Below are 20,221 nucleotides of genomic sequence, written 5' to 3'. Positions count from 1 at the left end.
AAAAATAATAAAATATAAACTATCTTTTTAATGAAAAATGACCTTTTATTATTTTTCCGTCGCCAAAATTGAGATTAAACCAATAATCGTCAGCGGGTAATTCGGAATTGTTTAATTTCCCATTCCAGCCAGCGTTGCTTGTATTAAATTGGGTTAACAATTTTCCATAACGATTATAAATCATTATGACGGCTTTTGGAAATAAATCCAGGTTTTTAATTTTCCAGGCATCATTATAGCCATCACCGTTTGGAGTAAAAAAACGAGGGTAATCCAACACGTAAATTTGGAACGGGGCAGATAAACCACAACCGTTTTTATCTCTTGCATAAGCCAGATAATTTCCCGGAGCAATTCCAGTGAACATCGGATTGTCTTGAAAATAAGAACCGTCAAGCGAAAATTCATAGTTGCCAACCCCTGTATATTCTATTAAAACAGAATTTTCGTTTCCAGAAAAATCATTTACAGAAGCTCCAGTAATTGTTGCAGCTCCGGAACTTGTAACAGTGAATTTTTTTGTTTTTTCGCAACCATTTATGTCTGTAACTTTCACGGAATAATTACCGGAAGTGGTGACTATTATAGAATTTGTAGTACCTCCAGTATTCCATAAATAACTGGAAAAGCCTGAAGCCACGCTTAAAATTGTTGTAGCTCCCATACATAACGCTGCCGTTTCATCCTGAAAATTGGAGGGACTGAACGTGTTTACCACAAGTGTTATAGGAATAATTCCATAACAATCGGCGCCATTTACAATTCGGGCATAAATAAGCTGCTGATGTGCGGTCGTGTTCTTAAAGATGTTGGGTAGCATGTATTTTTGGTAAACTCCATCCGTTGGATTCAAATAATATTCCACAATCATTCCAGGCGGCAAGCCTGTCAAGACTTGAGGCGTCACTTGGGCATTCAAGTCAAACTGGTACAAACCATCTTGGGTGCTGTCGGCATCACAGGTCGAAACAGGATTTTGGGGAGCAATGGCATTGTTTGCAATGACAAGGTTGAGTTGGGCATAATTGGCGCAACCAAAAGTATTGGTGACTCTTGCAAAAAGTATTGGATTTGCAGGTTTGTTGGTATAAAGATCCGGAGTTTGAATTGGGTTGATTTTCCCTTGCGCATTCGCCAAAGTTTCATAATAGACAACGGGACTTAAAGTGGCGTCATTGTTTTTGATGATGTTGTCTGCCCTGGTCAAATTGAAAACGGTAATTCCGTCTCCATTGTCGTCACACTGGGTTAGCGAGGTGTCGGACAAAATGATTTTTGGAGTATACTCGATATTTATTTTTCCAAAAGCACTGCAAGTTGCAGGCGAAAAAATCACTTCCACGCTATAGGCTCCTGTATCGGTAACGGTATAAGATGGTTTTGTTTCGCCTATTATTTCCACATTGTTTTTGAACCATTTGTAGGCATAAGTTGCCGACAATTTTGTGTCAATGACCAAGCTTTCGCCAAAACAAACCGGATTGTCTCTTAGTCGATCGGGGCCCAAGTCTATTTTTGGGGCAAAACTTCCTGCTTTCAGAAAAACAGCCGAATCATAAAATTCATTTCTATCATTGGCAATCACTAATTTGATATGATATGATTTCCCTGCAACAACATCGGTTTGTGCATTCATTACCACCGTTTGCCCAGAATAATTTATGGGGCTTGTGGAATTATTATATCCGTTAAAGTATTGTTCATTTACTGCTGGGCATCCACCTTGCGGAACTGCCGGGTGAATGTTTTTTGAAGAAACAGGCGTTGTTGTTCCCGGAATTAGGGCTAAATTTTTGTAGGTGGTTCCAGGTATATTTTCTTTAATTAAAAAAGCAAATCCATCGGAATAAGAACAGGGACTTGTGTCATAATATTCGATGGAAGCAAAAATATAATCAAAACTCAAGAAATTGGTCAATGGAGTGAAGTCGAATTCCAAAACTGTCGCAGTAACTGTATTTATGCCTAATGTTTGGTTTAAATCTGCATCACCTGACCAAGCACCATCACCGTCGTTGCCTACGATATTAACAAGATTGGTATCATATGGGCCAATTGATTTTTTTGCATAACTGGTACTCAAAACAACTCCATCTTTGAAAGGGAAACTGCCGCCGGCATTGGTAAAATAACCATAACTATTTCGTCCAACAGGTAGGTTGTCACCGCTTGCCACATAGTTCGAAACCGTGGCACAAGAACTGTTTACCAATACATTTTCGACTAGTTGTTGAGCGTTATAAGTGTCGTCAACGGTAATATTTTGCGCAGACACAATAATTGTATTGCAACAAATTATGGCGAAAATTAATATGGTTTGAAGCCGTTTCATGGTTATACAAATATACCACAAATCTGTATTTGTTTTAAAACTAATGAATTGAGACTTTTAAAGGAGTATATAGTTCTTTTTTCAATATGAAAACTGCATTTTTTTTATGGAATAACTTGGTTTTAATAAATGTTATTAATGTAAATTTGTAATAAAAGTACTGAAAATGAAAGAGCAGTTAATGGTTTTCAAGAAACCTAGTTATCCTTTAAATAATTCCTTTTTAGATTATTTGGAACGATTTGATCGTATATCTAAAGTTTCTGTTTTTTATGATGATTTATTGCGTTTTTCAGGTTCCATAAACGTTTATGATAAAAATGATGTTGATACATTATGGATTCGGGTTTATTATAGTGAATTTGAGCGTAATGAAATTGATTTGAATCTAAAAAAAATCTATTCTTATTTGCATTCGGACGGAAACTTGGATATCATAAAATTTTTGAGTGTTGATGCCATCGACTACTGTACTTTTGGAAATTCAAAGCCCTTTCGAGTGAAAGTAAGGAACATCTTGAATGATAATTACACCTATTTTTATGTCAAAAAAGCCGATGCTTCCCGTGTGTACGGATTAGAATTGGAACATATTCTTTCGCCCGATAAAATACATTTTTTGGTTTACAAAGATACCTTGATAGAAGAACATATTATGGGGATTCCTGGCGACGTGTTTATGGAAGAACATCTAGTGAATCGTTCCGAAACTGAAAAATCACAAATTGCAAAAGAGTTTGTCAAATTCAATGAACGCTGTATGATTAGGCTTTTGGGCGATATGAGAGCTTATAATTACGTAATTGTCCCCATTCACGATTTTGACCAAGTGGTTTTCAGGATTCGACCAATAGATTTTGACCAACAATGTTATGAAGGCAATTTGAAGGTCTATCGTCCACAGTTTTTTAAAGAAAATTATCCAATGGTAAAATTGGTCAAGGAAAAACTGGAGTATAGTTCAATCGAACAATATAAAAACGAAGAACGAGCCGCTTTGGCCAAAAGACTGTTTTCGACCGAAACTCGAATCAAAAAATTATTGCATATCATGGGGAACGACTTCATTGCTCCTGATGAAAATACGGAACAACTAAAGTTGGAATTATACCGTTTGACGCATGACATCAATTTTAATCGTGCAAAATCTATGGGAAACGTACTTTCTTCTGCTTTTGATTTTATCACACGAAATTATAAAAACACAGACTTCCTCAGGTAATCTAATGTTTCGCCAATAGTTTCAAAAAATCGAGTTTGCGATTGTTTGCAGGCTGATTTCTATTTCTGGTGTTTGAGCAAAATATTTCCTGTCTATTGTTTGATTCAATAGTCGCAGGCTTTTAGCGTCTTTTTAAATTAAACAGAAAAATGCCTCTTGTGATGCAGACTGATCAGTATTTCATTAATCTCTTTTAGTTCGGGAGTCAGGAATGTTTTGTGTCCTTTTAGATCATTGGTTAATTCTAGACCACAGCAAGAACATTGGTATTCTTTGAAGTGATTGGTCACATTTCTGGTAGTAATCATTTTGTGTCCAAAAAACGAACACAAAAATTTATTGATTTTGGAGGTGCTCATAATAAGTGTATTACATTTGTTTTAGTAAACGTATAATATAATCGACAAAAAATAAAATTTAATCGATAAAATACGTATTTTTTAAAAATAAATAATAAAATACTTATAATTTTAATCTTGTGAAGATTTTCATTTATTGTATATTAAGTATTAAAATCATAAAAAATCCCCAATTATTTTACTAATTGAGGATTTGAAATAGTTTGATTTTAAGAATTCGACTAGCTTTTCACTTCTTTATTGAAATAAACCAAGTAGTAGTACATTTGTTTTTCTTCATCCCAACCTTTTTCCACAAATTTTTCGGCACTTTCAGGATTAATGAAATCCATTTTAATTTGAATTTGCGTATCCAGATTGATTACGTTTTTGATGGATTTCCTGGCATCCGAAACTGCAGCATTGGCAATTGGAAAAGTAGTCACGTCTTCAATGCTGTATTTTTCGCCTTTATCTACTTTGTAGTTTTTGAATTCAGGAATTAAATCGGGATTGTCCAAAACTTCGTTCAAGAAATTGGTTTCTTCGAATTGGTCGTTTTTGGCAAAATAATTCACGGAGCGATTCATGAACATTACTTCTTCTTTTTTGTCTTCGGCAGGAAAAACAACGTCTTTGGCAAAACCTTGACAAAATTTCAAGTATTTCTTGGTGATGAAATTCTCGTCTTCAAAAGCATCAACCGAAAGGAAATGTTCCAACCAATAACGGGCATCATAACGGTTGCTATCGACAGTAAGAATTTTGTAACCTTCCTCTTTTTTATAATTGAAAATGATGCAACCTTTGTCCAGTTTGCTTAGGTTGATGCCGTGTTGCAAAATCATTTCCAAGTTGGATTCTTTTTCTTCAAATTGCAAGAAATCCGATTGCAACTCGCTTTTGAATATCCCAATGGCATCCACGACATTGTTGTCGATATTCAAGTTTGTTAAATGCGTCACATAAACCTCTCCGTTTTTAATGTGTGGATGGTTCGATTGTTCGAATAAATGAGTCGTGATTTGTTTCGATACTTCGTGCAAGCTGCTTGGATTTTCGAAAATCTGTGTGGCGAATTTGAACATGTCGTTGTATTCCAAGTCTACTTCGTGTGCAAATTGAAAGTAGTTTTCTTCTTTTTCACGGAATGGTTTAAAGAAATATTCTTTAATTAATGGTACAATCTCGTCATTTAGGTTAAAGGATTGTTCCGACAAGAATATGGCTTCGTTTCTGCTTTTGTTTCCCACTCTGTGAATGGAAAGTGTTTCGATATGCGTATTGAATAAATTGATCATTTGGTTTAGTTTTTTTAAGCAAAAGAACCAAGATGTAAGACAGAGTTGAAGTCTTTCATCTTGGTTCTCGATTATTGATTTCTTCTCTTTTTAATTCCAGTTTTCTTCAAACCCGTAGTCTTCAAAACTATCGTCTCCGCTAAACATGTCGAGGTCTTCTTCGTCAAGATCGTCTTCAAATTCGTTATAACTTTCTTCGTCATCATCAGCAATGAAATGTTTTTCCATCGCTTCATCTGGCATTTCACCAACAGAAAAAATAGTTTCTGGATAGGTGTTCCCAGCAACAACTTCTTCGATTGCGGCCAATTCTACAAGGAAAGTCCACATATTGATGAAATCGTAAACATAGATTATTTTGGTGTTTTCTTTGTCCAAAATATCCGAAAGCTGATAATCGCTCATTGTTTTTTGTTCGCCGGGAATATCGCCAGTGTCAAACATTGGAATTTCGTCTTCTTGATTCCAAGTATCGTCGCAGGTATAGAAAGAAGCTACTTCCATTCCGTCAAATCCAAAAGAATTGAAGATGGCATTGTGTAAATCCTCTAAAGTATCTTCGGCAAGTATTGCAATGTCTCTAAAAATGTCCTCTTCGGCATCAAGAATTACCCTAAATTTATAAACCATAATCTTTGTTTTTATTGAAAGGTCAAAGGTAAAATTTAATTTTAGATTTTAGATTTTAGATTTCGGATTTGTTGAAAAGATTTATTTGAAAAATAAAATGCGCCATATGCTATCCAAAATAAAATACTCACTTCGATAATTCGTTGAATTAACCCTTTGTATGGTGAATCAAGATTTAAATTTAGAACAACCACAAAAGTAAAACTGATTGCAAAAATTATAAAACTGATTAAAGTGTATTGAATGCTGTTTTTCCAATTTCTTGAAGCAATAGCAATTAATAATATTGAAAATGGAACAATCAAGTACGTTATCATTCCCGTTAAATTATGAATTATTTGAGATAAACTCGGGTTGATAAATTTAGGATTACATCCAGTGTCACAATTGTAAATTGCGCAAATGATTGTGCCAAAACCATATCCTACTATAATACCCAAAAAGCCAATTGATTTAAACCTTGATTTTGGCGTCATTTTTTGAGCAAGTAAAGAAAAAATTATAAATAAAATCCCACTAGGCAAATAACCAAAAAAGCGAATTAAATCCGTGTTTGGTGCATCAACAGCATATAATTCGCTTATAAACTGGGAAAAATGATTGTAATTAGGATGAAAAAAACCTGCAATAATAGTTGTATTTACAAAAAGTATTACACTTAAAATTCCTGTCCAGAAAACATATTTTTTTTGCATATTTATTATTTTTAGAGTCAAATCTTTATCCTAATCATATTGGGTTAAACTTAATATCTCAGATTTGTTGATAAGATTTTGAGATTGATTTTCTAAAGTAGAATATGAGGTTGTTATTAAAGTTCGTTTTCAAATTGAATTAAGATGCACTTTTTTTAATTTTATGAACTAGCTTTTTCTTGATAAGATGGTATTTAGGATGACTTGGATAACTTCTATTGGAAGTCATGTTGTTGAAAATTAAAGCCGTCAGCAATAGAATCAAAACGCCAATGAATACAGGGGAAAGTACATACAGATAGCCGAGATCTTTTATTTTATCGGAACCAATAATGGCAATAAGAGCAGTTGCTCCTCCCGGCGGATGCAAGGTTTTGGTGATTTGCATTAAAACTATGGAAAGGGAAACGGCCAACGGAGCTGCAATCCAAATAATATCCGGAAGTAATTTATGAACGCTAACACCTATAAATGCTGATATTAAGTGACCACCAACCAAGTTTCGAGGTTGTGAAAACGGACTTTGGATAATGCCATAAACCAGTACGCTCGATGCTCCAAAAGAACCAATTAAATACACGGCATCATTCCCTGAAAAATGAATGGATTGAATGTAAGCCAAAACTCCAATAGCAATAAATGAACCCAAAAAGGCCCAAAAATGTTCTTTCCAGTCTACCAAAGTTTCTTTGTAAAGAATGTATTTGGTTTTGCGATAGTTTCGTTTTATTTGTTCTATGGGCATATATTTATTTTAAAATACTTGGAGTAAAGCTGTACACCGTGAAAGGATAAATTGTTTTTGCGGTGTATTTTGAAATCAGGCAAACTACCAAAATAGGAAGGAACAAAGTGTAATCATTGGTCAAACCGCAAACCAGGAAGATGGCCGTGAAAGGTGCGTGAATGCTGGCACTCAAAACGGCTGCCATCCCGATAATCATGAAATTTATTGGAATCACTCCTGAATTAAAAAAGGTGTTTAAGACTGAAGCGACCAATAATCCTAAAAAGGCACCAATAAAAAGGCTTGGAGCAAAAACACCGCCATCACCTCCAGAAGCGAGTGTTATTGAGGTTACAATTGGTTTTAAAACTAATAACCCAATGAAAGTTAAGGCTAAAGTTATTGTCAATGGAATTTGGGATGTATTGCCAAAAATGGTTTTGATGGAGTGATAGCCTTCACCATACAATTGCGGGAATATATATAAGGAGATACTCAAAACTGCCGAGCCTAAAAGAATTTTGTAATAATGAGTATTTATTTTCGAGAATTGTAATTTGAAAAACAATACACATCGGGTTAAATAAACCGAATTTAATCCTGCCAAAATTCCCAAAAGGATAAAATATGGAATCGCTTTTATATGCCAGGTCGTGATTGTAACAGCAAACAAAGGTTCTTCTTTTAAAATAGTAATCAAACCAAAAGCGATGGAAACAGCAATTACATTTGAAATGACGAAAGCACGAGTTACTTTTCGAGAAATTACTTCAATTGCAAACAAGATTCCTGCTATTGGACTCCCAAACAAAGCGGTGACGCCTGCTGCAACTCCTGCGCAAATCAATTCGGTTTTGTACTGTCTAAAAACATTTTCTTTTCTCTGCGCGACTGAACCAATGGTTGCCGAAGCTACTACGGTAGAAACCTCAATTCCTGTGGAACCGCCAAAAACAACAGTTAATAATCCGTTTATGAAATGGGATGAGATTTTATAACTAGGCAGGTTTTTGGATTTGGAATTAGTGCTTTCAAAGATTTCTTTGATGCCTTTGTTTTCTTTGCGTTTGAATAAATATTGGCGTAAAAAATAAATGATGGATAATCCGAAAACTGGAAAAATGATAAAAAATATAGGATTGATTGTCGCTTTATGGAAAAAAAGTTCTTCGTAATGCTCTGTGGCTTTCTTTAAAACAAGTCCTAAAAAAGCAGAAAGAAAACCAATTAAAATTGAAACGATTACTAGTTTTTGAAACTTAATTAACTTGTAGTTTTTTTTAATTTGAGCTGTATTGTTCATTCTATGAATTTTTTATAGCGGGAAGGCAAAATTATAAAATGAAAATCGAATAAGTCATTTTTGAGTTAAAAATTGTTATATTTTTATGATTGTAAGGGTATCTGTGTTTGTTTTGTGTTTAAGCTGTTAAATAAATAAAGACTAATATTTTTGTAAGGATAAAGCTTATTGATTCAGTTTCTTGATTACTTTCGCAGGATTTCCGACCGCCAATGAATTGTCGGGAATGTCTTTTGTTACCACCGAACCCGCTCCAATCACGCAACCATTTCCTATGCTCACTCCAGGGCAAATGACAGCATTTCCTCCGATCCAGCAATCGTCTCCAATGGAAATGGGCAAAGCGTTTTCGAGAGTTTTTCTTAATTCAGCGTCAAGCGGATGCGTGGCGGTATAAATTTGGACATTGGGCGCAAAAAACACATTGGAACCAATTTTTACTGGAGCGCAGTCCAAGACGACACAATTCACGTTGAAATAAACATTGTCGCCACAAATAATATTGTAACCATAATCACAATGAAATGGCGGTTCGATATAAAGACTTTTACCAGTGTTCGGAATTAATTCTTTTAGAATTTCTTTGGCTTTTTTGGTCAAGCGATATTCGGTTACGTTTAATCGGTGGAGTAAATTTTTTGCTTTTCGGCGTTCTTTTACCAGAACAGGATCGCCGGCCAAGTAATATTCTCCGGTTATCATTTTTTCTTTTTCGGTTTTCATGGATTAAATTTTAGTTTTGGCAATTTTGTTGTGTATTTCTAGTGTTTCCTGCAATGCCGCGCTTCCATACCAAAGCGTCAGTTCGGCTTCAAGAAGATTGGATTGTACCGCTGGGTCTGTGGCGACAAATTCTTTGGCTTCTTCGATACTGCTTGCATTAAAGATATAAATGCCTCTGTAATTCCTTTCGTTTTTCATGAACGGGCCGGCAACAACGAGTTTTCCTTCTTTTGCCAATCGACCGATATTTTCCATATGGCCTTTGAATAGTTTTTGGGTTTCCTCTTGTGTTGCAGTGGTGTTGCTTCCTGTTTTTAACAAACAAAATACATATTTTTTCATTCCACGGTCATCTGCATTCAAGGATTTAGCCAATTTTTCGTCATATGTTGATCCAGTTTCCTGGGAAAAAGATACAGCAGTAAAAGACAGCAGTAAAAGTAAAAAGATTGATTTTTTCATTTTTTTTTAAATTTTAGAATTAAACAAATTTAGGATTTTAAAGAATTGAATCTGCGAATCTGCGGTCATTTTTAAATTCATTGTGTTCGTCTTTACAATTCATCCCCAAAATTCCACAGTTCGGTCATCTAATATTTCAAGGCTCTAATTGCAGCGATACATTTGCTTCATCAAAAACTCAAGCCATGAAGCCATTTTTACTTTTAGCCATTTTCTTTTTTACAATTTGTTCCTTTTCTCAAACGACGATTTTCGGAAAAATAGTGGACGAAAAAAACAAACCAATTTCCAATGCCAATATTTATATTGATGGAACTTATGATGGTGCAACATCAAATAATACGGGAGAATTTAGTTTTACCACAACAGCCGAAGGAAGCCAAACTTTGGTCATTAGTGCTTTGTCGTTTGAACCAAAACAACTGGCGATTGTGATGAGTACATACCAAAGTCAAACCCTAATTTTAAAGCATAATGCAACCGAATTGAACGAAGTTTTAATAACGGCTGGAACAATAGAATCGGGTGGAAAATCGAGAGTTTCTGTTTTGAAACCTTTGGATATTTTGACCACGGCCGGGAATCCAGGCGATATTATTTCGGCATTCAAAACTTTGCCGGGTACGCAGATTGTTGGCGAAAGCGGCAAACTTTTTGTCCGTGGAGGAGAAGCAAACGAAACCCAAACATTTGTCGATGGAATTCGCGTGGCGCAACCTTATCTTCAAACAGCGAATAATGTGCCTACGAGAAGTACTTTTTCGCCTTTGCTTTTCAAGGGGACGACTTTTTCGACAGGTGGTTATTCGGCGGAATATGGCGAAGCTCTTTCGAGTATTTTGGTAATGAATACCATTGACGAGCCCGATTTGGAAAAAACCGATATTGGAGTAATGACAGTGGGTTTGGGTCTTGGAAATACCCAGAAATGGAAAAATAATTCCTTGAGCGTAAACACAAGTTATATTAATTTGCAACCGTATCAATCGTTGTTACCCGACAATATCGAATGGATAAAACCTTATGAGTCTATTGGCGGGGAAACCGTTTTTAGACAAAAGTTAGACAGAGGATTGCTGAAATTTTACGCTTCCTACACGGCTGCCAATTTCGATTTGAAGCAAGATGATGTTAATTATCCTGACAAATTGCGTACCCAAAACAAGAACAATAATTTGTACTCGAACCTTTCATACAAAGGAGGTTTTGGAGATAATTGGAACATTTTTGCAGGAATTAGTTTTGCTAAAAGTAGAAATAGTGGGATTTATGATGTCTATAATTATGATGCTTCCGAAAATGCCAGTCATTTAAAATTGAAATTGACAAAACCCATTTCGAATACAATAAAAACCAGTTTTGGAGCCGATTATTTTTACACCAATTTTTCGGAATCGGTTACCAATTCCGATAGTGGGTATCATTCGAATATTTTTGCTGCCTTTTCGGAAACAGACTTTTTGGTCACCAATAATTTGATTACAAAAGTGGGTTTCCGATTTTCGAAAAACTATTTATTGGACGAAAGTTCCATCGCACCAAGATTGGCTTTGGCCTATAAAGTGGCCAAAAATCAGCAGTTTTCAATGGCTTACGGAACATTCGACCAAGCTCCAAAAAACGATTATCTGAAATACTCCACTAGTTTGCAAGCAGAGAAATCGCAACATTATATTTTGAGTTATGAATTCAACAAGGACAAGCAGATTTTTAAAGCAGAAGTCTATTATAAAAGCTATGATAATTTGGTAAAATACGACACCAAGTCGCCAGTTTACAACAGCAATTTCAATAATAGCGGATCAGGATATGCCAAAGGATTGGAGCTGTTTTGGAGAGACAACAAGAATATTAAAAACCTGGAATATTGGATTTCCTATTCCTATATAGACACGGAACGGGATTATGCGAATTTCCCAAAACAGGCAACGCCCAGTTTTATTGCCGATCACACTTTTTCCTTGGTAACCAAATATTGGATTCAAGATTGGCGTTCGCAGATAGGGACCACTTATACATTCAGTTCTGGAAGACCTTACAATAACCCGAATGAAACGGTTTTTATGGACGGAAAAACAAAAACCTACAATAATTTAAGCGTGAATTGGGCTTATTTAATTTCGCCTCAAAAGATACTTTTTTTCTCGGTGACCAATGTTGCCGGCATCAAAAATGTATATGGTTACAATTATGCGAACACGACAAATTCAGCAGGAATTTATGAAAGTCAAGCGATTGTTCCCACTGCGGATCGATTCTTTTTTGTGGGTTTCTTTTGGACAATAAGCAAGGATAAAAAGACGAATCAGTTGGAGAATTTGTAATGCCATACAATTCATCCTCGAAATTCAACAGTTCAGTAAATGTAAATTTCAAAACCATTACAACCACAATATATTTGTTCAAGAATTAATCAATCAATTAAAAACTAGAAATCATGACAAAAATTATCATTGCAATCGCATTCTTTATCACCAGTTTAGTATCAGCCCAAGGGCAATTTGAACAAGGAATGGGAAAAGCGTTCCAACTTTGGGGCGAAGGAAAAAATACCGAAGCATCAGCCATGTTCGAAAGAATTGCGGCTGCCGAAAAAACATCTTGGCTGCCTAATTATTACGTGGCTTTGGTAAATACAACAACAGCTTTTGGAACAAAAGACAAAGAACAAATTGACTTATTGTTGACCAAAGCGCAAAATGCCTTAGATGTTGAATTGATAAAAAATCCCAACAACGCCGAACTTTTAGTTATGCAAGCTCTGATTCATACCGCCTGGATTGCTTTTGATCCTATGACCAATGGACAAAAATTATCTGGAACCGTTATGGAATTGTATGCCAAAGCAGAAGCAATAGCACCAGAAAATCCTAGGGCTGTTTTCGGAAAAGCGGAATTTGAAATTGGTGGAGCAAAATTTTGGGGCAAAGATACCAAACCAATGTGTGCCCAAATTGAAAAAGCTGTCGGACTTTTTGCTACTTTTAAACCTGAAACTCCTTTTTCTCCAAAATGGGGATTGGAAAGGGCAGAGGCTGCCTTGAAAAATTGTAAATAAATCAGAGATTGTAATTTTAATAAATTTGGTGATGAAAAATGATTATGTAAAAGAATTTCCACGAGCGTTTTTTATTGGATTAGCCATTTTTGTGGTACTTAATCTAATTCGAGCTTTTAACGGGAATTTTTCTTTGGATGAGAGATTAGGTGTAATGTTTTTATATACAATTCTTTATAGTTTTGCATTGCATCTGTCCAATACATTTTTGTTTATCACGTTAGATAAAATTTTCATCAAAAAAAGGTTTTCTAAAAGAAGAATATTTATCGGTTTTGTTTCGTCCTTTTTTCTTACACTATTTGTTATTTTTTTGTTGAGGGTTTTTATTAATACCGTGATTGAAAACAAGCCATTTGATGTTTTTATCGCCAATGAAAGTGCTTCTGATTATGTTGTAGCCTCATTTTTTGCTTTTGCGGTGCTGTTGATTGTTCATTTTGTTTATCTCTACAAAGGATATCAAGAGAACAAAGTCAAAGAGCAAAAAATCATTGCAGGAACGGCTTCTGCAAAGTTTGAAAGTTTAAAAAACCAAATCGACCCACATTTTTTATTCAATAGTTTGAATGTTTTGAGCTCCTTGATTGAAGAAAATCCAGATAATGCACAAAAATTCACGACTTCCTTGTCCAAGATTTACCGCTATGTTTTGGAACAAAAAGACAAAGAATTGGTTTCTGTTGAAGAGGAATTGGCTTTTGCCAAAACCTACATGAATTTGTTGAAAATGCGTTTTGAAAACAGCTTGTTTTATGAATTGCCTGCAACTATTCCTAATCCGGAAGCCAAGGTTGTTCCGCTTTCCTTGCAGCTTTTATTGGAAAACACGGTAAAGCATAATGTGGTTAGCGAACAAAGACCATTAAAGATTCGCATTTTTATGGAAGCCGATTATCTAGCTATTCAAAACGATTATCGAAAGAAAGAAGTGTTGCAGGATAGACAAGGAGTCGGATTACAAAACATAATCAATCGTTATGGAATTATTACCAACAGAAAAGTATTGATAGAACAAAACGAACAAACATTTACGGTCAAAATTCCTGTTTTAACCAAACAAATATCAATTATGGAATCAAGTACAAATTATATCGAAAACTCGGCTTATTACAGAGCCAAAAAACGAGTGGAAGAACTCAAAGGATTTTACGGAAACTTGATTTCATATTGCTGCGTCATTCCTTTTTTAATCTTTATTAACCTGACTTATATGCCAAATTTTCAATGGTTTTGGTTTTCGGCGGCAGGTTGGGGATTTGGGCTTTTGATGCATGCTTTCAAGGTTTTTGGTTACAGCTCCAATTGGGAAGAACGCAAAATTCAAGAAATTTTGAGAAAAGAAGATAAAAAACAAACCTGGAAATAATTTTTAATATTTGAAACAATGGAAAATAAATATACAGAAGAAGAACGCTATTATGCAGCAAAAAAAAGGGTGGAAGAAATCAAAGGGTTTTATGGAAATTTAATAGCTTATGTTGTTGTAAATATGGGTCTTATGGTTATTAATCTTCTCACTTCGCCAGCCTATTTGTGGTTTTTTTGGCCAATGCTTGGTTGGGGAATTGGAGTAGTTTTTCACGGCTTAAAGGTCTTTAATTATATGCCGTTCTTTGGAAAAGAATGGGAAGAGAAAAAAATAAAAGAGTTTATGGACAAGGAAGATAAATCGTGGGAGTAACATCTTTATAAATCTACTGGATGGAAACAAATTATACAGAAGAGGAACGTTATGTTAGAGCGAGAAAAAGAATGGAAGAAATTAAAGGTTTTTACGAGAACTTGAAGTCTTTTGTTATGGTAAATTTCCTTTTAACAGCAATAAATTTAATTACGTCTCCAAATCATTTGTGGTTTTATTGGCCGCTATTGTGGTGGGGAGTAGGAGTTGTTTTTCACGGCTTAAAGGTCTTTAATTATATGCCGTTCTTTGGAAAAGAGTGGGAAGAGAAAAAAATAAAAGAGTTTATGGACAAGGAAGATAAATCGTGGAAGTAACATCTTTATAAATCAACTAAAATGGAAACAAATTATACAGAAGAGGAACGCTACTTTAGGGCTCAAAAAAGAGTGGAAGAAATTAAAAAATTTTATGAACATTTGACTGTTTATGTTCTTGTAAATCCAATTGTGATTGTTGTAAATCTTATGACTTCGCCAGGCTATTTGTATTTTATTTGGAGCTTGTTGGGTTGGGGTATGGCAGTGGTTTTGCATGGATTGAAAGTTTTTAATTTTGCACCGTTTTTTGATAAAGACTGGGAAAATAAAAAGATTTCTGAGTTTATGGAAAATGAAAGACAATCAAAAAACACTTGGGAATAATTAAAATTTAATGTAATGAGACAATCAAGAAGAATATTTGACGATTACCAATCGGAAAATTATAATCCGGATAGAAGATACCGTTTGGCGTATAAGAGAGTAAAAAGAATTAAAGGATTCTATGTTCACGTACTGGTGTATCTTTTGGTCAATCTTTTTATTGTTGCATCCAGCTACAATAAAAATTCCTTCGATACAGGGGTATTTTTTAGATGGGAAACTTTTTCAACCGCATTATTTTGGGGAATTGGTTTATTGGCTCATGGATTATCAGTTTTTGGAAGAGACTTGTTTTTTGGACAAAACTGGGAAGAACGAAAAATCCAGAAGTTTATGGATAAAGATAAAAGCGAAAAATGGGAGTAAAAAAGTGTTCGGCATTTAAACATTAAATAGAAAATCTTGAAGACAATAATAATCGAAGACGAAAAACCGGCGGCAAGATTGCTCCAACGCAAACTTGAAAAACTCGAAATTGAAGTAGGAGTGATGCTTCATTCCGTGGAGGAATCCATTGAATGGTTTTCCAAGAATGAGCATCCCGATTTGATCTTTTTGGACATTCAATTATCGGATGGTTTGTCGTTCGAAATATTCGAAAAAGTGGACATAAAAAGTGCCATAATTTTCACTACGGCTTATGATGAATATGCCCTAAAAGCATTTAAATTAAACTCGATTGATTACCTCTTGAAACCCATCGACGAAGATGATTTGGAAGTGGCAATTTCTAAATTTAAAACGCGTTTGCCAAAACAGGAAAATACCCTTCAATTGGATTTTGAACAAATAAAAAAAATGTTCCAAAATCCATTCGACAAAAATTTCAAAACTCGGTTCACGGTCAAAATAGGGCAGCATCTCAAGGTCATTTCTGTTGATGAAATCGAATGTTTTTTTAGTGAAAACAAAGGGACTTATATTCATACTTTCGACAACAGAAATTATTTGATTGAGTCTGCTTTGGAAGTTTTGGAACAAGAATTAGATCCGGCGGCATTTTACCGAATAAGTCGGAAATTCATCATTCCATTAAAATCAATCAAGGAAATTTTGGTGTACAGTAATTCTCGTTTGAAGGTGATTTTGCCGTCTTATGTAGCCGATGAGGTGATAGTAAGTCGTGAAAAAGTTGCTGATTTCAAGGCTTGGATTGGTTGATTTTTTATTTAAATTATAAAATTATATAAATATATTTAAAATAACTGGTGTTTAATAACTTAAATGTATAACATAGATTTAATCTATGGTATTTTTTGGATATGAAAATCGGTTTTTTAAAACCGAAAACGGGCTTGCTTTGTAAATAATGAACCAGGATAAAAAGCCTGGTTTTTTTTGGAATAATCTGAGGAAAGTGTTTGTGGTAGTGTTGCTTTTTTTTTAGAGTTCAGTTAAAGTTGAAAGTCGTTTTTATGTGTTTTGAATAAAATTTAATTCTCTTGAAACAGGAAAAACATCTAATTTTAAAGAGTTGTTTTTCTGAAAACAACTGATAATTTTTTGTTAAGGATTTCCATAAAATTATTTAAAGATTGTATCTTCGTTTGATTAGGTGTCAATTAAATTATCTGGATGAAATATTTATTTTATATTCTTTTTTTGCTTTCATTTTCGAATGCAATTGTTGCTCAAAAAGTAGCTGTTTTTGATAATTATGCCACTTTGGAAAAGACTGTTTTGGGGGATGAAAAGACCATTTACGTAGTCAATTTTTGGGCAACTTGGTGTGCGCCTTGCGTGAAAGAATTACCCCATTTTGAACAATTAAATTCCGAGAATAAAGACATAAAAGTGGTTCTCGTAAGTTTGGATTTCAAGAATCAATTTGAGTCAAAATTACTCCCATTTGTAAAGAAAAAATTAATCAAATCTGAAGTCGTTTTGCTCACGGATAAAGATTATAATACCTGGCTTCCTATAGTCGATAAAGATTGGTCTGGATCCATTCCGGCAACATTGATTATCAAAAACGGAAAGAAATTTTTTGTGGAAAAGATTTTTTCAGACTACAAGGAACTCAATGATTACGTAAACAAGATTATTAACTAAACCCCTATTATGTCATGAAAAAGTTGTCTGTTTTTTTATTGTTTGTTACAGTGTTTTTAGCCACGGCCTTTAGTTCGGATGTGCCAACTCCCTATAAAATTGGTGATAAAGCCACTGATTTTAAATTAAAATCGGTTGATGGAAAAATGTATGGAATGGCTGATTATAAAGATGCAAAAGGCTTTATAGTTGTTTTTACGTGTAATCATTGTCCTTTTGCTAAGAAATATGAGGACAGGATTAATGCTTTGGCCAAAAAATACAAACCACAAGGATATGTTTTGTTGGCTATTAATCCAAACGATCCTGCCCTTGAACCTGATGATAGTTTTGAATCAATGAAGGTTAGAGCCAAAGAAAAAGGGTTTGCGTTTCCTTATTTATTTGATGATGGTCAAAAAATATATCCTCAATACGGCGCTACCAAAACTCCTCACGCCTTTTTATTGGATAAAAATCGTGTTGTAAAATACATTGGAGCCATTGACGACAACGTGGATAGTGCCAGCGATGTAAAGGAAAAATATCTTGAAAATGCCATCGCGGCTTTAGAAAGCGGAAAAACGCCTTCTCCAGAAACTACAAAAGCTATTGGTTGTTCTATTAAAGCTAAGAAATAGGATATCATTAACTATAAAACTAAAAAATCCTTTCCTTTTGATTATAAAGGAAAGGATTTTTGCTTTTAGAACTATGTCATTCTATTTAAAATAGGAAAATGTTTCCTCGTTTTCCATTTTCAATAAAGTTTCATAAATCAATTTTATCACGTTTTCCACATCGTCGCGATGTACCATTTCGACCGTGGTGTGCATATATCGCAACGGCAGCGAAATCAATGCTGAGGCAACTCCGCCATTGCTGTAGGCAAAAGCATCGGTGTCAGTTCCGGTAACTCTAGAAGAAGCCAGTCTTTGGAAAGGGATTTTTTTCTCTTCGGCAGTGTCCAGAATAAGTTCCCTTAAATTGTTTTGAACTGCAGGTGCATAGGTAATAACGGGGCCTTTTCCAATTTTAGTTTCTCCCTCAATTTTCTTGTCAATCATTGGGGTGGTAGAGTCGTGGCAAACATCGGTTATGATGGCTACGTTGGGTTTGATGGTTTTGGTGATCATTTCGGCACCACGAAGTCCTACTTCTTCTTGGACAGAATTGGTGACATATAGTCCAAAAGGAAGTTTAATCTTGTTTTCGTGCAGCAAACGAGCGACTTCGGCAATCATGAATCCGCCCATTCGATTATCAATGGCGCGACAAACAAATTTGTTTTCGTTCAAAACCATAAATTCATCGGGATATGTAATCACGCAACCCACGTGAACGCCCAAAGCTTCAACTTCTTCTTTTTTGGAACAACCAATATCAATGAATAAATTGTCGATTTTTGGAGTTTCTTCTTTGCCTCGATTTCGGGTATGAATGGCTGGCCAACCAAAAACACCTTTCACGATTCCTTTTTTGGTATGAATGTTTACTCGTTTGGAAGGTGCGATTTGATGATCGGAGCCTCCGTTTCTGATCACGTAAATCAATCCGTCTTCCGTAATGTAATTCACATACCACGAAATTTCATCGGCGTGACCTTCAATTATTACTTTGTATGGAGCATCTGGATTAATAACTCCCACGGCAGTTCCATAGGTGTCCGTAATGAAAGTATCTACATAAGGTTTCAGATAATCCATCCACAGTTTTTGTCCAGAACTTTCATATCCAGTTGGGGAAGCGTTGTTAAGGTAGTTTTCTAAAAAGACAAGTGACGTCTTTTTTAATATCGATTTTGAACTCATAAAATTATTTTTTGCTAAATTATAAATTTGGTATTACAGTTCTATATATATTGTATAATTTTGTGATATAAAATTTTACTTTATGAAGATTATCAATTTCCTTTTGTTTTTTCTTTTTGTCTCAATTTCGGTCAGTGCACAGCAAGTTCAAGAAGACACAACCAAAATGGGTTATGTTTTAACGGAAAACGACACTATATTTAATGATACCATTCAATTGGAAGAAATAGTTATCTACAAAGGGAAGGTGGATGTAGAATCCAAGAAACAATTTGATCTTCTTAAAAACCGAGTTTATAAAACCTATCCTTATGCAAAACTGGCTTCAGAGCGATTAACTGCTTTAAATAGAGGGATGAAAAGCATGAAAACAGCCAAGGATAAAAAAAAATACTTCAAGATTGTCGAAGACTACCTTAATAACGAGTTTGAAGCCAGGCTCAAAAAGCTTTCCCGCAAGCAAGGTCAAATACTCATTAAGTTGATTCATCGTCAAACAGGCATAACTACTTATGAGTTGGTAAAGACGTTAAAAAGCGGATGGACGGCATTTTGGTCCAATACAACTGCCAAAATGTTTGATCTTGAATTAAAAGCGAAATATTCCCCATATGAATCGAATGAAGATTATCTGATAGAAACCATATTGGTAAGAGCATTCGAATCGGGAAGGTTGGTTAATCAACCTCCAGCTACACCGGTAGATTATGATGATTTGACAAATTTTTGGTTGAACAAAGCCATAGAAACTGCAAAGTAAATCTTTTGGGTTTACTCTTTATAGAAAAGCTGCTGCCGAATTCGGCAGCAGCTTTTCTATTGTAAAGGGGTTTGCTATTCATTTCGAACGAAGTTCACTGAGTTTCGACACGCAAGGATTTTCTCTTCTATCCCTAACGCAATCGCATATTTTGATATTGGTTTTAAATTCATACATTATATATAGGACTGGTTTTTCTGGAGCTATTTCCCGCTATCCGTTGCAATCTTTTGTGCTGAACCCCGGCACAAAAGGATTTCCACTGCTATCGGGGCTAAGGCAGTTGTTTACATAAAGACGTTTCTCTTTATATATAAGTAGGTTTTTAAAAATGGACATCCTCGTTTTGGGGAACAATCGAGGGCATTATCCTTTAAAATCCCGTAAAAGAGCGTTTTTGGGGTTAAAAATCCGTTTTGGTGGCTGATTTTTCTTGGTGAATTTGTCTTTGTCGGCGTTTGATTTGGGTCCAAACGCCCCAAAACGGTCTAAATCTCCAA

Annotated in this window: 22 protein-coding genes; 12 read left to right on the top strand and 10 right to left on the bottom strand. The window is 34.9% G+C overall.

The features are described 5' to 3' along the window. Positions 1-19: 19 nt before the first annotated feature. Positions 20-2,332 carry a T9SS type B sorting domain-containing protein gene (locus BUC16_RS15825; protein ID WP_073371791.1) on the bottom strand — a complete coding sequence of 771 codons (2,313 nt, stop codon included), beginning with the start codon at positions 2,330-2,332 and terminating at the stop codon, positions 20-22. Between the two features lie 166 nt (positions 2,333-2,498). Between BUC16_RS15825 and BUC16_RS15820 the strand changes: the two genes are divergently transcribed. Further along, on the top strand, positions 2,499-3,554 hold the full coding sequence (locus BUC16_RS15820) for a hypothetical protein (protein WP_073371790.1): 1,056 nt from the start codon (positions 2,499-2,501) through the stop codon (positions 3,552-3,554). Between the two features lie 137 nt (positions 3,555-3,691). On the opposite strand, the gene BUC16_RS15815 is transcribed toward BUC16_RS15820, so the two are convergent. The 8 genes from BUC16_RS15815 to BUC16_RS15780 all read right to left on the bottom strand — a co-directional run bounded on the left by BUC16_RS15815 (position 3,692) and on the right by BUC16_RS15780 (position 9,733). Next, complete coding sequence (locus BUC16_RS15815; protein ID WP_073371789.1) at positions 3,692-3,913, bottom strand: DUF1660 family phage protein; 222 nt, start codon at positions 3,911-3,913, stop codon at positions 3,692-3,694. A 221-nt stretch (positions 3,914-4,134) separates the two neighbouring features. Further along, complete coding sequence (locus BUC16_RS15810) at positions 4,135-5,193, bottom strand: nucleoid-associated protein (RefSeq protein WP_073371788.1); 1,059 nt, start codon at positions 5,191-5,193, stop codon at positions 4,135-4,137. 90 nt (positions 5,194-5,283) lie between these two features. Continuing rightward, entirely contained in the window at positions 5,284-5,823 is a 540-nt protein-coding gene (locus BUC16_RS15805) for an IS1096 element passenger TnpR family protein (RefSeq protein ID WP_073371787.1), read from the bottom strand. Positions 5,824-5,864: 41 nt separating this feature from the next. Then, on the bottom strand, positions 5,865-6,518 hold the full coding sequence (locus BUC16_RS15800) for a DUF998 domain-containing protein (protein ID WP_073371786.1): 654 nt from the start codon (positions 6,516-6,518) through the stop codon (positions 5,865-5,867). A gap of 139 nt (positions 6,519-6,657) precedes the next feature. Beyond that, positions 6,658-7,263: an HPP family protein gene (locus tag BUC16_RS15795; RefSeq protein WP_073371785.1), complete on the bottom strand. Its 606-nt coding sequence runs from the start codon at positions 7,261-7,263 to the stop codon at positions 6,658-6,660. A gap of 4 nt (positions 7,264-7,267) precedes the next feature. After that, positions 7,268-8,548 carry a chloride channel protein gene (locus tag BUC16_RS15790; RefSeq protein ID WP_073371784.1) on the bottom strand — a complete coding sequence of 427 codons (1,281 nt, stop codon included), beginning with the start codon at positions 8,546-8,548 and terminating at the stop codon, positions 7,268-7,270. A 165-nt stretch (positions 8,549-8,713) separates the two neighbouring features. After that, positions 8,714-9,271, bottom strand: a complete 558-nt coding sequence (locus BUC16_RS15785) for a sugar O-acetyltransferase (protein WP_073371783.1) — start codon at positions 9,269-9,271, stop codon at positions 8,714-8,716. Positions 9,272-9,274: 3 nt separating this feature from the next. Continuing rightward, entirely contained in the window at positions 9,275-9,733 is a 459-nt protein-coding gene (locus BUC16_RS15780) for a YciI family protein (protein ID WP_073371782.1), read from the bottom strand. Between the two features lie 185 nt (positions 9,734-9,918). Here BUC16_RS15780 and BUC16_RS15775 point away from each other — a divergent pair, with 185 nt between their 5' ends. From BUC16_RS15775 to BUC16_RS15730, 10 genes are all read left to right on the top strand, one after another. Beyond that, a complete protein-coding gene (locus BUC16_RS15775; RefSeq protein WP_073371781.1) occupies positions 9,919-12,057 on the top strand; it encodes a TonB-dependent receptor in 2,139 nt (712 codons plus the stop codon). A 113-nt stretch (positions 12,058-12,170) separates the two neighbouring features. After that, positions 12,171-12,791 (top strand): hypothetical protein, encoded by a 621-nt coding sequence (locus BUC16_RS15770; RefSeq protein WP_073371780.1) that lies wholly within the window; start codon positions 12,171-12,173, stop codon positions 12,789-12,791. 31 nt (positions 12,792-12,822) lie between these two features. Continuing rightward, entirely contained in the window at positions 12,823-14,160 is a 1,338-nt protein-coding gene (locus BUC16_RS15765; protein WP_073371779.1) for a 2TM domain-containing protein, read from the top strand. Positions 14,161-14,178: 18 nt separating this feature from the next. Continuing rightward, complete coding sequence (locus BUC16_RS15760; RefSeq protein WP_073371778.1) at positions 14,179-14,475, top strand: 2TM domain-containing protein; 297 nt, start codon at positions 14,179-14,181, stop codon at positions 14,473-14,475. Positions 14,476-14,495: 20 nt separating this feature from the next. Next, positions 14,496-14,792 carry a 2TM domain-containing protein gene (locus BUC16_RS15755; protein WP_073371777.1) on the top strand — a complete coding sequence of 99 codons (297 nt, stop codon included), beginning with the start codon at positions 14,496-14,498 and terminating at the stop codon, positions 14,790-14,792. Between the two features lie 21 nt (positions 14,793-14,813). Beyond that, positions 14,814-15,119: a 2TM domain-containing protein gene (locus BUC16_RS15750; protein WP_073371776.1), complete on the top strand. Its 306-nt coding sequence runs from the start codon at positions 14,814-14,816 to the stop codon at positions 15,117-15,119. A gap of 15 nt (positions 15,120-15,134) precedes the next feature. Then, positions 15,135-15,485, top strand: a complete 351-nt coding sequence (locus tag BUC16_RS15745) for a 2TM domain-containing protein (protein ID WP_073371775.1) — start codon at positions 15,135-15,137, stop codon at positions 15,483-15,485. A 36-nt stretch (positions 15,486-15,521) separates the two neighbouring features. After that, positions 15,522-16,280 (top strand): LytR/AlgR family response regulator transcription factor, encoded by a 759-nt coding sequence (locus BUC16_RS15740; protein WP_073371774.1) that lies wholly within the window; start codon positions 15,522-15,524, stop codon positions 16,278-16,280. A 414-nt stretch (positions 16,281-16,694) separates the two neighbouring features. Beyond that, positions 16,695-17,171 (top strand): TlpA family protein disulfide reductase, encoded by a 477-nt coding sequence (locus BUC16_RS15735; protein ID WP_073371773.1) that lies wholly within the window; start codon positions 16,695-16,697, stop codon positions 17,169-17,171. A 14-nt stretch (positions 17,172-17,185) separates the two neighbouring features. After that, entirely contained in the window at positions 17,186-17,791 is a 606-nt protein-coding gene (locus BUC16_RS15730; protein ID WP_073371772.1) for a thioredoxin family protein, read from the top strand. An 81-nt stretch (positions 17,792-17,872) separates the two neighbouring features. On the opposite strand, the gene BUC16_RS15725 is transcribed toward BUC16_RS15730, so the two are convergent. Next, a complete protein-coding gene (locus tag BUC16_RS15725) occupies positions 17,873-18,961 on the bottom strand; it encodes a M42 family metallopeptidase (RefSeq protein ID WP_073371771.1) in 1,089 nt (362 codons plus the stop codon). 82 nt (positions 18,962-19,043) lie between these two features. Here BUC16_RS15725 and BUC16_RS15720 point away from each other — a divergent pair, with 82 nt between their 5' ends. After that, on the top strand, positions 19,044-19,721 hold the full coding sequence (locus BUC16_RS15720) for a DUF4294 domain-containing protein (RefSeq protein ID WP_073371770.1): 678 nt from the start codon (positions 19,044-19,046) through the stop codon (positions 19,719-19,721). Positions 19,722-20,221 lie beyond the last annotated feature (500 nt).

It is taken from the genome of Flavobacterium fluvii, from assembly GCF_900129545.1.
Classification (GTDB): domain Bacteria; phylum Bacteroidota; class Bacteroidia; order Flavobacteriales; family Flavobacteriaceae; genus Flavobacterium; species Flavobacterium fluvii.
Note: the sequence above shows the minus strand (reverse complement) of the source record. Positions and strands in the feature narration are given on the sequence as shown.